Annotated in this window: 17 protein-coding genes, 1 tRNA gene and 2 pseudogenes; 5 read left to right on the forward strand and 15 right to left on the reverse strand. The window is 66.7% G+C overall.

Features of this window, described 5'->3' with window-relative positions:
- Positions 1-15 precede the first annotated feature (15 nt).
- Together CIK81_RS11440 and CIK81_RS11445 are read right to left on the reverse strand one after the other, a co-directional pair.
- Entirely contained in the window at positions 16-861 is an 846-nt protein-coding gene (locus CIK81_RS11440) for a M48 family metalloprotease (protein WP_158542008.1), read from the reverse strand.
- Positions 861-1,316: a BlaI/MecI/CopY family transcriptional regulator gene (locus CIK81_RS11445; protein ID WP_346218057.1), complete on the reverse strand. Its 456-nt coding sequence runs from the start codon at positions 1,314-1,316 to the stop codon at positions 861-863. The genes CIK81_RS11440 and CIK81_RS11445 overlap by 1 nt, the downstream gene beginning before the upstream one ends.
- Between CIK81_RS11445 and CIK81_RS11450 the strand changes: the two genes are divergently transcribed.
- Positions 1,281-1,985: a DUF5134 domain-containing protein gene (locus CIK81_RS11450; RefSeq protein ID WP_158542009.1), complete on the forward strand. Its 705-nt coding sequence runs from the start codon at positions 1,281-1,283 to the stop codon at positions 1,983-1,985. The genes CIK81_RS11445 and CIK81_RS11450 overlap by 36 nt on opposite strands.
- Before the next feature lie 45 nt (positions 1,986-2,030).
- Positions 2,031-3,395 (forward strand): PepSY domain-containing protein, encoded by a 1,365-nt coding sequence (locus tag CIK81_RS11455; protein ID WP_114312390.1) that lies wholly within the window; start codon positions 2,031-2,033, stop codon positions 3,393-3,395.
- Between the two features lie 712 nt (positions 3,396-4,107).
- Here the strand turns inward: CIK81_RS11455 and CIK81_RS11460 are convergent.
- Entirely contained in the window at positions 4,108-4,887 is a 780-nt protein-coding gene (locus CIK81_RS11460) for a hypothetical protein (protein WP_096166903.1), read from the reverse strand.
- Between the two features lie 143 nt (positions 4,888-5,030).
- Complete coding sequence (locus CIK81_RS11465; RefSeq protein ID WP_096166902.1) at positions 5,031-5,489, reverse strand: ImmA/IrrE family metallo-endopeptidase; 459 nt, start codon at positions 5,487-5,489, stop codon at positions 5,031-5,033.
- Between the two features lie 336 nt (positions 5,490-5,825).
- On the opposite strand from CIK81_RS11465, the gene CIK81_RS11470 reads away from it, so the two are divergent.
- The 3 genes and pseudogenes from CIK81_RS11470 to CIK81_RS11480 all read left to right on the forward strand — a co-directional run.
- Entirely contained in the window at positions 5,826-6,416 is a 591-nt protein-coding gene (locus CIK81_RS11470) for a transposase family protein (RefSeq protein WP_241964132.1), read from the forward strand.
- 76 nt (positions 6,417-6,492) lie between these two features.
- Positions 6,493-6,687, forward strand: a pseudogene (locus CIK81_RS11475) (leucine zipper domain-containing protein); the annotation flags it as partial.
- Between the two features lie 29 nt (positions 6,688-6,716).
- Positions 6,717-7,229, forward strand: a pseudogene (locus tag CIK81_RS11480) (transposase); the annotation flags it as partial.
- Here CIK81_RS11480 and CIK81_RS18020 read toward each other — a convergent pair.
- The 11 genes from CIK81_RS18020 to CIK81_RS11525 all read right to left on the reverse strand — a co-directional run bounded on the left by CIK81_RS18020 (position 7,220) and on the right by CIK81_RS11525 (position 14,117).
- Entirely contained in the window at positions 7,220-7,474 is a 255-nt protein-coding gene (locus CIK81_RS18020) for a hypothetical protein (RefSeq protein ID WP_141393706.1), read from the reverse strand. The pseudogene CIK81_RS11480 and the gene CIK81_RS18020 sit on opposite strands and share 10 nt — an antisense overlap.
- Positions 7,475-7,768: 294 nt before the next feature.
- Entirely contained in the window at positions 7,769-8,284 is a 516-nt protein-coding gene (locus CIK81_RS18025) for a hypothetical protein (RefSeq protein WP_141393707.1), read from the reverse strand.
- The gene (locus CIK81_RS11485; protein WP_096165082.1) at positions 8,281-8,736 is read right to left on the reverse strand and encodes a helix-turn-helix domain-containing protein; all 456 of its coding nucleotides are present in this window, start codon (positions 8,734-8,736) and stop codon (positions 8,281-8,283) included. The genes CIK81_RS18025 and CIK81_RS11485 overlap by 4 nt, the downstream gene beginning before the upstream one ends.
- A 52-nt stretch (positions 8,737-8,788) precedes the next feature.
- Complete coding sequence (locus CIK81_RS11490) at positions 8,789-9,253, reverse strand: hypothetical protein (protein ID WP_141393708.1); 465 nt, start codon at positions 9,251-9,253, stop codon at positions 8,789-8,791.
- Complete coding sequence (locus tag CIK81_RS11495) at positions 9,250-9,546, reverse strand: hypothetical protein (RefSeq protein WP_096165089.1); 297 nt, start codon at positions 9,544-9,546, stop codon at positions 9,250-9,252. The genes CIK81_RS11490 and CIK81_RS11495 overlap by 4 nt, the downstream gene beginning before the upstream one ends.
- A gap of 67 nt (positions 9,547-9,613) precedes the next feature.
- Positions 9,614-9,958 carry a hypothetical protein gene (locus CIK81_RS11500; protein WP_096165092.1) on the reverse strand — a complete coding sequence of 115 codons (345 nt, stop codon included), beginning with the start codon at positions 9,956-9,958 and terminating at the stop codon, positions 9,614-9,616.
- On the reverse strand, positions 9,955-10,161 hold the full coding sequence (locus CIK81_RS11505) for a hypothetical protein (protein ID WP_096165095.1): 207 nt from the start codon (positions 10,159-10,161) through the stop codon (positions 9,955-9,957). Before CIK81_RS11505 ends, CIK81_RS11500 begins: the two co-directional genes overlap by 4 nt.
- A 134-nt stretch (positions 10,162-10,295) precedes the next feature.
- Positions 10,296-10,368 (reverse strand) — tRNA-Thr (locus CIK81_RS11510).
- A 99-nt stretch (positions 10,369-10,467) separates the two neighbouring features.
- On the reverse strand, positions 10,468-12,099 hold the full coding sequence (locus CIK81_RS11515; protein WP_096196251.1) for an alpha/beta hydrolase: 1,632 nt from the start codon (positions 12,097-12,099) through the stop codon (positions 10,468-10,470).
- Positions 12,100-12,331: 232 nt separating this feature from the next.
- A complete protein-coding gene (locus tag CIK81_RS11520; protein ID WP_096165106.1) occupies positions 12,332-13,066 on the reverse strand; it encodes an ABC transporter permease in 735 nt (244 codons plus the stop codon).
- A gap of 67 nt (positions 13,067-13,133) precedes the next feature.
- Positions 13,134-14,117, reverse strand: a complete 984-nt coding sequence (locus CIK81_RS11525) for an ABC transporter ATP-binding protein (protein ID WP_096165107.1) — start codon at positions 14,115-14,117, stop codon at positions 13,134-13,136.
- Between the last annotated feature and the right edge of the window lie 85 nt (positions 14,118-14,202).

Raw genomic sequence — 14,202 nt, forward strand, 5'->3', positions numbered from 1 at the left:
TCTCCCGTGCGCCACTCAGCGATGCTCGGGGCGCAGATGTCCGCTTGGGGTGCGCGAAGACGGCAAGGCGTCCGGCGCGCAGTGCTGTGGGTGGAGTGCGCTGACTCGAGCGGCGCGAACTCCGAGCTCGCGGGAGGGGGTGAGGCGGTTGAGAGCGGCCAGGGCCGCCCGCAGGTGGGCCGGACCTACCTTCGAGGCTGCAGCGTCATCCGCGGCCAGCTCGGTGAGCAGCGTGATCCGTGAAGCGAGCTCTCTTCGCAGGCCGGAACGTTTGGGCAAGCACGCCGTGTGCCACGCTCCAAGCCTCCTCAGTAGTGTGTGGTGCTGTCTGAGATGCGCTGCCTCATGGGCGAGAACAGCGGATAGGTAGGAGGGCGGCAGTGCGTGCTGGACAGCGCGCGAGACGAAAATCGTTGACGGCGTGCCCGGTATAGCCACGGCCACATAGCGCGGGTCCTCGATCTCCACGACGGTGATGGTGCCCATCTGCCAGGAGTCTGTCCGCCGGCGGGAGAGCAGTTCGGTGATGCTTGGCCGATCGTCATCTTCCTCGCCGAGATCGACCCGGCGCAGCTGGGTAAGGGACCCCGCGATACCAAGACCTCCGAGCCCGGCCCAGGCGATGAGCGTCAGGGCCAGCCCCTCGATCGGGGCGCCAGCAGAGCTCGTCGACAGCGACAGCGCGGCCGCAACGAGAACGGCCACGATCGTCACGACCAACCCCAGCGCGCCGGCCAGAGCCCACGCCATCAGCGCGCGACGTGGACGACGAACCTGCCACCCCCCACGAGTGAGAAGACACGCCGAGAGCGGGACGGCGGCGAGTCCTGCCACCAACGTCCCGACGATCGCCCCGATCATCATCGTTCCCGGTGAGAGCGCCGTGAGGTGATCGCATCCATCACCAGATCGAGGTCTGCCTCGGAGAGGTTGTCAGTGAAGGCCATCAGCGCATCCTCGCGGTCCTGTGCATCCTCGAGCACCTCGACCATGTCTGCGGCGTGCGCCTGCGCACTGCTGACGGCTGCTTCGAACGTCACTCGCCGGGGCGAGAGGGCTCGTCGGGTGACCATCCCCTTCGTCTCGAGTCGGGACAGCACTGTGAGTACCGTGGTCTGGGCGGGTGCGGGGTCATCGAAGGTCGCCTGGATCGCGCTGGCACTAAGTGGTGCGGCGGCGGTCCACAAGGCGCGCATCACCAGAGCCTCCAGTGCGCCGGCAGACCGAGATCTCACACCCGCCACGACCCCACCGCTTCCCGTTCTCTGTATGCCTGCAGCGTGCCACACGGTATCGCAGCCCGGTCGATGCGCCACACCTCGCGAGCTCTACTGCGTGTAGAGTTCGGGATCGTGATTGAGTCTCCCTGGTCCTTCGTGCTGACCGCCATCTTCCTCGCAACGGCCGTACTCTGCGCACTGCACCTCGCGCAGAGCCATCGCACGTCCGCCGCAGTGACTACCGGGTCCGTGCACGCCTCCCACAATGGGCCGATAGCGACGGCAGTGCACGTGAACCACCTCGTGATGAGCCTGGCGATGCTGCTGATGGTGTGGCGGCCAGTCGGCACGGCCGGGACGTGGATTCAGGTCGCCCTCTTCGCGCTCTTTGGTGTTGTGATGCTGCTCGGCCTACCCGCTGTCCACGCCGTGGGTGAGCGTGTCGCAGTGGTCAGCCACGTGATTCTTAACGCCGCGATGATCTGGATGCTGCTGGCGATGCCGCTGCTGATGGGCCACGACATGGGCGGGTCCGCCGATGCGCACGCCGGACACCACGGCGGCGGTACCGGGGACGAGATGGCGATGGAGATGACCCCGACCCCCGTCTGGGCGGAGGCAGTCAATTGGGGGGCCGTCGTGCTCAGCGCCGTGATCGCCGTGTGGTGGCTCGTGCGCCTTCTCCGCGATCCGGCGCACCGCGCCCACTCAGCCTGCCACCTCCTCATGGCCGCAGGCATGGCGCTCATGCTCGCCCTCATGTGAGCTCAGCTCACGCCACCTCCCCGTCACCGCGAAAGGCCCGACCTGATGGCCACCCAAGCCCCGCCCCGCCCCACCGGAGGCAACACCTCCCGTCCGCGCCGGCTGCGCGACGAGCTGCGAGAGCTCACCCTCCGCCTGCACTTCTACGTCGGGCTGTTCATCGCTCCGTTCCTCCTCGTCGCCGCCGCGACCGGCATCCTCTATGCGCTGACCCCGCAGATCGAACAGGTCGTCTACGACAAGGAACTCCACGCCAGCGCCCCAGCGGGCACAGAGATGGTGCCACTGGCGCAGCAGATCGAGGCCGCGCAGAGCGAGGTCACCGACGGCACGATCACGCAGATCCGCCCGCCCAAGGACTCCGAGTCCACCACTCGTGTCACGTTTGATTCCCCCTCCGCTCGCGAGGATCGGCAGCTCACCGCTTTCGTCGACCCCTACACCGGGGAGGTGACTGGCGTGCTGAACACCTTCGGGGAGTGGCTGCCGCTGCGGACCTGGTTCGACGATCTCCACCGCAACCTCCATCTCGGTGACGCCGGCCGTTGGTACAGCGAAGTCGCCGCCAGCTGGCTGTGGGTCCTCGCCCTCAGCGGACTCATCATCTGGGTCACCCGCAAGGTCCGCGCCCGCACCGCCCGCGCATACCTCCTTCCCCAGCGGAAAGGACCGCAGCGCCAGCGCTCCATGAGCCTGCACGCCACCATCGGCGTCTGGGCCGCGATCGGACTGTTCTTCCTTTCCGCCACCGGACTGACCTGGTCCCAGTTCGCGGGCGGCAACTTCAGCGCGCTGCGTCAGAGCCTGAGCTGGTCAACGCCCTACCTCTCCTCCGAGGCGGCGACCACCACCCCGGTCGCCGAAGCGGAGGTCCCTGCCACCGCGCAGAGCGTGCTCGACGTGGCCCGTGCCGAGGGCCTGACGGACCCGGTGGCGATCACCCCGAGCAACGACGGAGGGGCGTGGGTGGTCTCCCAGGTGCAGAGGTCCTGGCCCTTGAAGCAGGACTCCATGGCGATCGACCCCGCCTCAGGAACAGTCGTCGAGACCGTGCGCTTCGCCGACTGGCCCGTCGCCGGGAAGCTCGCCGAAGCCGGCATCTCCTTCCACATGGGCATCCTCTTCGGCTGGCTCAACCAGCTCCTGCTCATCGCCATCGCAGGAGCCGTCATCACGCTCATCGTCATCGGGTACCGCATGTGGTGGCGACGCCGCCCCAAGCCACCGCGTACCGGGCTTCCTACCGCTCCCGGGCGCCGGGTCGACACCACCGCGGCCTACGGCATCCTCATCGCGATCGCCGCAGTCTTCGGCCTCGCACTCCCCCTGCTCGGAGTCACCCTCGTCGCCTTCGTAGCCTTCGACCTCGCCAGAACCATCATCCGGAGCGCAACCGCTCGGCACGAGTAGACATGAGCTAGAGGTCAACACACCGCATCACTGCCCTCGGCTACGAGCGGAGACCGCCAGCATCGCAGTAGCGACGTGAAAACAGTGAGATCTGATGCGGACGCCGGATCCGCTGAAATCGGACCCCTGAGGCGCAGGGGGCACTACACGTGGCAACCTGCGACTGCCTAGACTCGCCCACGTTGCACCTGACGGACAATGCTCAGACCGACCTCGAGCACATACCGTCCGCACATGATGAGCCTCCCTCGGCATCGTGTCGACGATCGTACTCACCGTCGGCCTCCGGGCCCTTCCTTCCGTTCTCGTCGTCCGCTCGGGCCGCTCCCCTCCACCCGCTCATTCCCACCCGCAGGACTCGGTGCACGTCGTTCTGTCGGGTGGAGCCCGCTCGCTGTGTCGGGCGGAGAACGCACGCTGTGTCGGGCGGAGCACACACGAAGTTCTCCGCGCAGGAAGCGCCCCGGCCCTCCAGGAGGGCGGGGCGCTTCCTGCGTTTCTGATCAGCTCGGCGACAACGCAGCGAGCCAATCCAGGAGCAGGCCGCTGCTCAACGGGCCGACGGTGACTTCGAGAGCTTTGCTGGTGCACGTCACCCAGATGCCCGCACCACGAAGCCCCCGACGCCATAACGGCGTCGGGGGCTTCTCTCATGCTTCGATAGCTGCAGGAGCATCCAGGCTGAATGCGTTGAGGTCAGGCTGCTCGGTATTCAGAGCAGGGGCAGGGGGTAGAACTCGTCGGCAAAACCTTCCGCCTGGGTATGCATGACGGAAACCTCGTCAGGCAACTCACTGGGGCCAATCAGCCACTGCTCGTTGCGCTGGCCGACCGAAGCATTTCCGCCCAGACCGGCGTCGTCGACTGCATCGGAGAGATCCATCTGCTCGTTGCTGTAACCGTCAATACCCTCGCCCCAGTCATTAAACGTGTCCGTAATCGGGGAGAATCTATACTCCTCACCAGCTGCGTCGTACATCGTCAGCTCGTACATACCGATCTCCTCGGTGCCGTTCCGATTGTCGACGTCGAAGCGGACATAGGTGACAGGATCGGCCCCGAGGCTCTCGCGCATGGCCTCCAACTCACTCGGGGCCTCCGCGCCGATCTCGGCAATGGCCTGAACCCCCGTCGACCCTTCAAGGAAGTAGCTCCCCGTGGACGGGTAGACACCGGCGGTGAGAGCATCCATGTCTATCTCGAAGTTCTCATCACCGAACTCCAGACTGGTCACGTTCCCCTGGCCCGCTTCGTCCCCGCCATCGTTCAGGAGCTGATCATCGGGATCAACAACGCTGCCATCTTCGTCCTCAACGATGGGCCAGGATTCGGACTCGTCAGCCTGCTCTACGTCGAAGGCCTCGTCTTCGACCTGGGAGGCTTCCTGTGCAGCAGTGCCCTCAGCGGGCACCGCCTCGTCGTTGGCACCACAGCTCGCAAGGAGGAGCATCGTGGCGGCAGGTACAACGAGCAGTCTGATGGTGCACTTCATGGCGGGAGTCCTTTCGAGGCTCAGGTGCGGATGATTGAAGATTCGCACACGTGTCCGACGTTCGTTCCCGGCGAGACCGATCCGTGACCAGCGGTGTGGCGCAGTCCCCTCAGCGAAAAATGGAGGTCGCCCGCTCCACAGCCCTATTCGTCGCCCGGCATGATGTAGTGCGCGTCGTGGACGGCGAACGCGATCTCCATGAGCTCGACGGCCCGGAGTGCTCCTGTACGGGCTCGCAGGATGGGCACGGTCACCCACAGCTCGTCCGCCAGTTCAGACTCACCTCGAGACCATCGCACTGCAGCAAGCAACTGCTCCCAGGGAATGAGCCATCGGGCCGCTTCGCGGCTCGCCTCGGCCTGCAGCGCGGGCGAGCACTCCCCCGTGTTTCCACGCTCGAGATGGATCAGCTCATGGGCGAGCGCGCACCGACGCTCGACCTGGTACAGCCGGCGCCGCATACGGATGTGATCAATGCCGTTGGTGTCCGCGAGGCGGCCGCACGGGATGTCGTCGGTGTGCTCGAGCTCTACATGAGCCCAGTCGGTGCGGAGCATCCGCCACGGGTGGTAGGTCGAGGCCGTGGCGTGGCCATGCTTCATGTCCGGACCATAGCCACTCGCAGAGACAGATCAGAGCCTCTTACCCACGCCTTGAGCGCGCCCGCGCAGTTTCGTGGCGCTTGTCGATGGGCTTGAGTTCATGTAGCACCCAAAGGCAGCCACCAGTACGTGCATCCTGCGCCGCACAGTTAGGAAATGCCTTCCCAGAGTGAGCGCAATCGCGACGGACCCAATTTGCCCGCCGCCGATCACGAAAACTTGCGCACCAGGGTTCTTAATCGCCTCAACCTCTTCGACATTAACGGCTCTTCAGAGCTGAGTGTGGGCGCGCCGGTGGCGCGGGATAGCTGGGGATAGACGTCGAGGTCCTCGATGATGAGCGGACTTCTACCCCCGCTGATCTCAAGGACCTCGACGATGCTCAACCATAGTTGTGTATGCCCTGACGCGCTTGATCGCTGCGACCGATGTGATGTCCTGGTCGACTTCCCCGGGCTTCACCTGGTCGCGGTGACGCAGGCTCCATCGGGCCTGTTGCTCGAGGTGGAGTCCTGCGATCCGGTCGCGGGCTGTCCTGGCTGCGGGGTCGTCGCGACTGGTCACGGCCGTGTGATGGTCGAGATGATCGATGCGCCCTGGGCTGGCAGGCCGGTGCGGATCCGGTGGCGCAAGCGCCGCTGGATCTGCCTCGAGGACGTTTGCGCGGTGGTCTCGTTCGCCGAGCAGGACCCCCGGGTCTGCGCGCCGAGGGGGCTGCTGAGCACGCGCGCGATCCGGTGGGCGGTCGGTCAGCTCCGGCGCGAGGGTGCGACGATCCAGGGTCTGGCCCGGCAGCTCGGGACCACCTGGAACACGCTCTGGACCCAGGTCCAGCCCGTCCTGGCCCAGGCCGCAGGCGATCCGTCCAGGTTCGAGGGCGTGCAGGTCCTAGGTGTTGCGGGTCATGACGTTGTGGACACCGCGTAGGGGATGGAGGAACGGGCCCCTGGACTGCACGATGGGTGGTGTCTAGACAGCCATCTCGCAGCAGGAGGCCCGTTCCATGCACCACCGTAATGCCCCATTGACCGTCGTCGGAAGACAGCGAGCAGTCGCCCAGGTCGTCGACTCCGGCCGCCCGATCGCGCACGTCGCAGCCGAGTTCCGCATCGCCCGCACCACGCTCTCGAAATGGGTCGGCCGCTTCCGCGAGCACGGTGAGGCTGGGCTCGAGGACCACTCCAGCGCGCCAGCGAACCGCCCCACCCGCCTCCCGATCTGGGCGCTGCGGTCGATGACGTTCGCCGCCGAATCCAGCAGGAGACGCTCGGCCACCGAGGCCGCAAGGGCGACCCTCTCTACGGCATCCGTCATGTTCTCCGCGCGGGGCGCGAACGCCTCACGTCTCGCCAGCAGAACCGGCTGGCCAGCGCATTCGCTGCCCACCCCGATCATGTCGCGGTCGAAGTCGCCTACCAGTGCGCCCAAGACCTCCGCGACGTGTTCCACCAGCCCACCCCCGCCCAAGGCCGACGCCTCGCCGAGCAGCTGATCCAGAAGCTGCCGTCCTGCCCGATCCCCGAGATCGCCAGGCTCGGCAAGACGCTACGCCGCTGGAAGACAGCGTTCTTGGCCTACTTCGACACCGACGGGGCGAGCAACGGCGGCACGGAGGCCGTCAACGGGGTCATCGAACTCGGCCGCCGCATCGCCCGCGGGTTCCGCAACTTCGAGCACTACCGCCTTCGAATGCTCCTCATCACCGGAGGGCTCGACGCCTCACCCCACACTCAACTCTGAAGAGCCACATTAACCCAGATCGTCCGGTCTTTCGTGATGACCGGGTAGCCTCGCTGGGCTGCCTCATGTATCCACACGACATCGGGCACAAGCTTCGCGTCGTTCGTGTAGACCTCGCCGATCCACACGGGATGGAGGCCAAGGACGGCGAGTCCCTTTGCGGCCATCTTTCCCATGCTCCGGTCAACGAGGACAGACCGCTCCTCACGCGACTGCGGCCGACCACTCCCTGTTGCGGCGAACATCAACGACCACCTGCTCGGATAACTCGAAATCGGAGGCAACAGTGGCGGGCAGTCGCCAAGATCACTGACTAGAGAGAGCGTCCCGATGCCGACGCCTAAATGGGCCGAAGGACTCGACTGGCAGTGGGGGGCTGCACCGCGACCTACCCGTCGCTGTGGGCCCGAGACCAGTGCGAGCGTGAGCACGACGAAGACGACCGCGACGCACGACGACGATGAGCGCCATCAGCATCATCATCAGCATGAAGAAGCGCCCCCATCCTCCTTAGGGAGGGTGAGGGCGCTTTCGTATATTCAGCCCAGATTCTCTGCAGAAGCGGTTTCGTTGGGAGGAATCGGCGTAATCAAGGGTATCATCGACGAATCGGCTCCAACGCTAAGCAAAAGCCGCCGAGCCTCCGACGCGGCCACGTCGTACAAAGCGTGGGTCGCCCACGGCGCAAGGTATTGAGTACGGTCGCTCACCTCATCCTCCGTCAGGACACCTGCAGCATCCTTGAGCGCGATTGACGCACTCACCGAGACGCCAACTACGACACCATCGCGACGAGCAAACAGGTCGCCCAGGAGTGCCATCGGTGGTTGCTCCTGATCGGTGGCGATACCGGAGATGGTCCAGTCCAAGCCATCTTCTGGCTCCTCTTCGCCAGGCACAGTCACCGCACCACTCGGGGCAACCATTGAGCGGCCTATCTGTAGTGATCCGATCGCAACTTCGGGAGCACCGGGCGGGAACATCTGTCTCAAGCCATGCCGGGAATCGTGATCCGCAGATGCGTCACGCTGGTTATCAATGGGTTCGTCTGTCATGCGTGAGCCCCCATCCGAACGGCACGCTCACGTACGGCTTCCTTCGCGCTCGTTGAGTTCCATCCCTTGAAGGCGACGGGATGGTCCCTTAGCTCGCGAGTCACGGCGTCAGCGGTACGCGTTGTCGCTACACCCGAGGAGGCGAAGTGAGTGAGGTCCTCAGAGCCGTCCGCCATCCCATCAGGGTCCAGCTGGTGGCGAATCATTGCTCCAAGCGCTCGAGCGTACCGACGAACCGTGGACATCCGCGGATCATTGCCAACTCGCTCAAACTCGCTGATCGTGGCCTGGGAGACTCCGATCCTCTCCGCAAGCTCGCTTTGCGTGAGGTCGCAGCTCTTGCGCATGGCAACAAGGTCCGCGAGGAGCTTGCGATCTTCGCGGGCCAGGTGCAGTGCAAGCTGGGCGGTGGGTGACTCGAACAGCTCATCGAAGGGGTCGATGTGGTTCATAGGGTTGATCCTATATCTCTTCGCCGTTGGGGCAAGTGCAGGATGGGGACCCTCACCCCGCGATGCCCCACAGGGTGGCGTGCCCGCTGACCCAGCGTCTGCTGGCAATGTCAATCTCAAGGTTCTGCATCTGGTCGATGTCCTGCTGGGAGACGTTGACGACCTTCTGGTGCGCCCGGAGAGCTACGAGGTACCCGGGCAGCCGTGGATCCTCTGTCTCGTAGATCCTCACCAGGAGCCCCCACGTCTTGAAGCTAATTTTCAGCTCGAACAGGTTTTGGTCCCTGGCGACTGGCTCAACTTCACCAGGCACTGTCGCACAGCAACGCTCGATCGTCTCCAGGGTCGCGCGGATGTCGGCCATTGCATCAACGAAGTGCCGCGGATCGACCGCGGAGCGGATTGCATCGGTGAACTCTCGAACGACAATCCTACGATCACCCTCAATCACCGCCCAGTGGAGAATCTGCGGTGCCCAAGACGCGTCCTGGCAGCGCGACGAACGAAGCAAACTCATAGCGGAACCCTAGCCCGATGGCCGGACAGACCTGGTGTGGTCCGACGAACAGACTCGATGACATCACTCTTCGCGGCTACCTGCCGAGGCTGCTTCTGCCCGCGGAACGCCAGAGCGAGCGGCGGCCGGAGCCCGAACATGGGGTTCTTCGTCTCTTCGACATACTCCGAGCCCTTCGCGGATATGCGCTGCCAGACCTTCGCCTTCTTCTTCACGTCGGTGTGCTCGGTGCAGTACTTCCACTTGACGGGCGCGTCAGTCTCGCGGGGCTTCTCGCCCCACGTGTCGTTCATGCGGCCCAAGAAGTCATCGAATCCGCTCCTGGTGCTGTCGTTCCTAGGTGCCATCGTCGGGTCGACTCTATCGGCGGCCCGGGTTCGCTTCCCTCCACGCGTTCATCCACACCTCGTCGTACCGGCGGGCTGCGGGGCGGGGGCGTGAGGCGCGGAGGTCGATGTGCTCAAGCAGCCAGACGAGGACGTGCGCGTCGAGCTCGTCGCGCCGGTCAATCCACGACGCCGACTCGACGACCAGCCCTGCGTCACCGGTCGCGATCCGGACGGAGCGCTCAGGCAGGGACTCGTCGATCTCGGAATGCACCACGGTTACCGTCGGCCCGATGAGCGCGAGCCGGTAGCGGATCGTGAAGCCGTGGATCGTCTGCACTGTCTTCTGGTGGGCGAAGTACAGGTCGAGGTCGCTCACGCGGGTTCCATCCAGCCAGGGTCCTGCGACCCGTCACCGTCCTCGAGCATCCCGCGGATCGAGAAGTACACCTGCTCGCCGTTCGGCGCGACCCGGCACTCCATGGTCTCGTCCGAGCTCGTGAGCGTCCCGCGTCGGATGGCGGCAGTGACGCGGCGGTCGATCTCGGACTCGAGGTCCCGCAGCCAGTCCTTCATGTTCATGAGGCGAGTGTGCACCTGGGGACTGACGGTTGGGCATCCCCAGACGGGCATCTGCCAGGATGGGCAACCTGATGGGCATCCCGAGCATGAAACAGGCCCGATCTCCACGAAAGGAAACCGGGCCTGGCCTGCGGAGCCGCCTGCCGGAATCGAACCGGCGACCTATTCATTACGAGTGAATCGCTCTACCGACTGAGCTAAGGCGGCGTATCTGCCGGTCACGTGCCGGACCGGTTCACCATACGGGACGCACGAGGACGGGCGCAAAGCGACGGGACGCGATCCCCGTCACTCCCTTCCCGCCTCTCAGCAGGTGAAGCCGTCCTCCGGCACGGTGTCCTCCAGCAAGTAGGCATCGACCTGCTCCTCGATGCATCCGCCGGAGCGGCCGTAGGCGGTGTGGCCCTGGCCTTCGAAGGTCAGCAGCACGCCGCTGTCCAGCTGCTCGGCGAGGCTCTGCGCCCAGGGGTACGGGGTCGCCGGGTCGTGTGTCGTGCCGATCACGAGGATTGGAGCGGCACCGTCGGCCGTGATCGCCGCCGGCTCGCGCAGCGGAGGCACCGGCCACTGGCCGCAGCCGTTGTCGCCCATCTGGGCTCCGAAGGTCGGGTACTCCTCGGCGAGCTGTTCGGCCTGGTCCTCCTGCCACTGCTCATCAGCGATCCAGGGGTGGTCCAGGCAGTTCACGGCCGTGATCGCATAGGTGAAGTTGGTGCGGTACGAGCCGTCCAGCAGGCGCTCGTTGGACTGGTCGGCGGTCGCGAGCAGCAGGCTGCCGTCACCGTCCATCGCGGCACTGATCGCGTCCCAGCCCGAGTCCCACAGCTCGTCGCTGTACATCAGCATGTAGAACACGGAGCGGGCGATGGCCCCGGTCAGCGGACGATCCGGGTTCCCGCTGTCCAGCGGCTGCTTGTCCACCGAGTCGAAGAACTCGTTCAGCTGCTGCTTCCCCTCGGCGACATCGCCGGAGACCGGGCAGGATTCCCCGGAGTCCAGGCAGCTCTGGACGAAGGCGTCGGCCGAGTCCTCGAAGGCTGCGGCCCGACCGGCGAAGAAGTCGTCCATCGTGTTCTTCGGATCCAGGGCGCCGTCGATCACGAAGTGCCCGACGCGCTCGGGGTAGAGGTCCGCGAAGCTGGATCCGAGGTAGGTGCCGTAGGAGAAGCCGAGATAGTCGAGCTTCTCGGATCCCAGGGCCGCGCGCAGCACGTCCATGTCCCGTGCGGCGGAGTAGGTGTCCAGATAGGGAAGCAGGTCCCCCGAGTTCGCCTCGCAGGACTCCGCGATCTTCTTCTCCCAGTCGTCGAAGACCTCGTCACCGCCGGCCTCTCCCGGCTCCACCGTCTCCGAGAGGTAGTCGTCGGTCTCCTCGTCGCTGAGACATTCGATGCCGGCGGAGCGGGCGACGCCGCGGGGGTCGAAGCCCACCAGGTCGTAGGAGGAGCGGACCTCGGGGGAGAACATATAGGGCGCGGATTCCAGGAAGTTCACGCCGGAGACGCCGGGCCCGCCGTTGTTGAGCACGAGCGAGTCGTCGTCCTGCCCGGTGCCGGGGATCTGCGCCACGGCGAGGTCGATGGTCTTGCCGTCCGGGTCGTTCCAGGCCAGGGGCACGGTGAGCGTGCCGCACTCGATGCCGTCGGCGTAGACGTCCTCGCACTCGCCCCACTCGATGTCCTGCTCGTAGTAGGAGGAGTAGTCCGGATCCGTCGCCGGATCGGAGGGGAGGTCCGCCGCGGCCGACGTGCCGATGTCCACCAACGGGTGCTCCGGCTCACCGGACGGCTCCTCCTGGCCGGAGTCGGTGCCGCCGCCGTCGGAGGCGCTCTCGGAGCCGCTGCCGAGCTGGGTGCAGCCGCTGAGGAGCAGGACCATCGCAGCGGCTGCCGCCGTGATCCGGGAGAGCGGCCGTCGCGGCACTGCGGCAGATGTCATGCGGGGTGTCCTTGTCCTGAGGGCGGAACGGGCGGGGCGGGCCCGGGGGCCGAGCCCCCTGGTCGAGACCCGTGGCGCGGGGCTGGGCACTCGTGCCACGTGGCTCGTGCCTGGTGGCCGGGCTCATGACCGAGGTGATCGGGCCACGTCGGCCCGGCCGCCCGTCGGCCGCGACCATCCTAGGCCTCTCGTCGGCCGGATCCTGCTCCCGGCCGACGCGCCACGCGTCCTCTCAGCCGACTTCGCGGTGGTTCCAGCGCCAGATGCCGTAGGCACCGGGCAGGACGAGCAGCAGCGCGATCGGGATCAGCTCGAAGGCTCCCCCGGAGCCGTCGGCGAGCGTGGTGGCCGCCGTGTCCAGATCCAGAGCGCTGACGATGTCCATGACCGTCTCGGAGCCGGTGATCGCCGCGATGCCCGTCGCGGTGGCGATCACGAAGGGGAAGCCGATCGCGGCGAGCAGTCCCAGCACGGTGGACTGCAGTGCGAGACCCATGGCCAGCGAGAACAGCAGGGTCGCGGCCAGCGACGCCAGCTGCGTGGTGAACACGGTCTCGAGCGAGTCGAAGACGGCGCCGTTGCCGATCAGGTCGCCGCCGATCCAGGTCGCGAGGGCACCGGCGGCGAAGGACACCACCAGCAGCGCGGCGACCACGACGATCGCGGCGATCACCTTGGAGCCGAGCACGCCGAGGCGGCCGGGACGCTGGAGGAAGGTGTTCTGGATGGAGCCGTCGGACCACTCCCCCGCGGTGATCATCACGGTGATGACCGGGATGATCAGGGACAGCGGGAGGGTCAGGACGAATCCGGTGAAGTCGATGTGGGAGGTGCCGTCTTCGAGGACGGCGGGCTGCACGAAGCCGCCGAGGGCGGCGAAGGCGACGATCAGCAGCAGTGAGATCGCCATCAGGATGGCGGCGCTGCGGGTGTCGAGGTGGGCGCGGATGTCGAGTACGGGTCTCATGGGGTCTCCTCGAGGAGGGGTGGGGTCCGGGCGCGGGCCGAGCGGCCTGGGCCCGAGGGGTCGGGAGTCAGGACGCGGTCGCGGCGGGCTCGGAGGCCGGGGCGTCCGCGCCGCCCGCAGCGGCCGCAGTGGGCTCGGACTGCCCGGTGAGCGTGAAGAAGACCTCCTCGAGGCCGCCGCGATCGGTGGCGCCCAGAGAGGTGAGCACGAGCTGTTCGCGCAGAGCCAGGCGCCCCATGTCTTCGGGCGCGAGGCTGACCTCGAGCTGGTCGCCGGAGCGGTGCTCGTAGGCGATGCCGTGCTTGTCCAGCGCGGCACGCAGCGCCGCGGGGTCCAGGACCCCCACACGCGTCCCGGCCTCGCCGGTCAGCTCGTCGAGCGTGCCCTCGCGCACCAGACAGCCCTGGGCGATCACCACCAGACGGTCCACGGTGGCCTGCACCTCGAGCAGCTGGTGGCTGGACAGCAGCACGGTGCCGCCGGCGTCGGCGAAGGAGCGCAGCAGGCGACGCATCCACCGGATCCCCTCGGGATCCAGGCCGTTGGCGGGCTCGTCGAGCATGAGCACGGACGGGTCGCCGATCAGGGCCACGCCGATGCCGAGCCGCTGGCGCATGCCGTAGGAATAGCCGCCTACGCGCTTGAGGCCGGCATCCGCGAGGCCCACCATCTCCAGGACCTCGTCGGCCCGGGAGGCCGGCATCCCGAGGGTGCGCGCCGTCAGCCGCAGCGTCTCCAGGCCGGTACGACCGCCGTGGAGGGCCCGAGCATCGAGCATCACGCCGATGGTGCGCGCGGGGTTCTCGAGGCTGCGGTAGGGGCTTCCGCCGACGAGCGCCTGGCCGGCGTCCGCCTCGGCGAGTCCGGTGAGGATGCGCAGGGTGGTCGACTTCCCGGCGCCGTTGGGGCCGAGGAAGCCGGTGACGCTGCCCGGCTGGCAGGTGAAGCTGAGGTCATCGACGACGGTGCGTCCGCCATAGCTCTTGGAGACACCGCGCACCTCGAGGGCGACGGAGCCGCGCGCGGCGGTGGAGGTGGTCTGTGAAGTCATGTGCACCAGAGTCCCGGATCCGTGCCCCTCCCGACAGCGACGCGGGGCCAGCCGAGGTGCGACGAACGTCGGCCGCAACAGGGGG

The sequence above is a fragment of the Brachybacterium sp. JB7 genome (assembly GCF_003335205.1).
GTDB lineage: Bacteria > Actinomycetota > Actinomycetes > Actinomycetales > Dermabacteraceae > Brachybacterium > Brachybacterium alimentarium.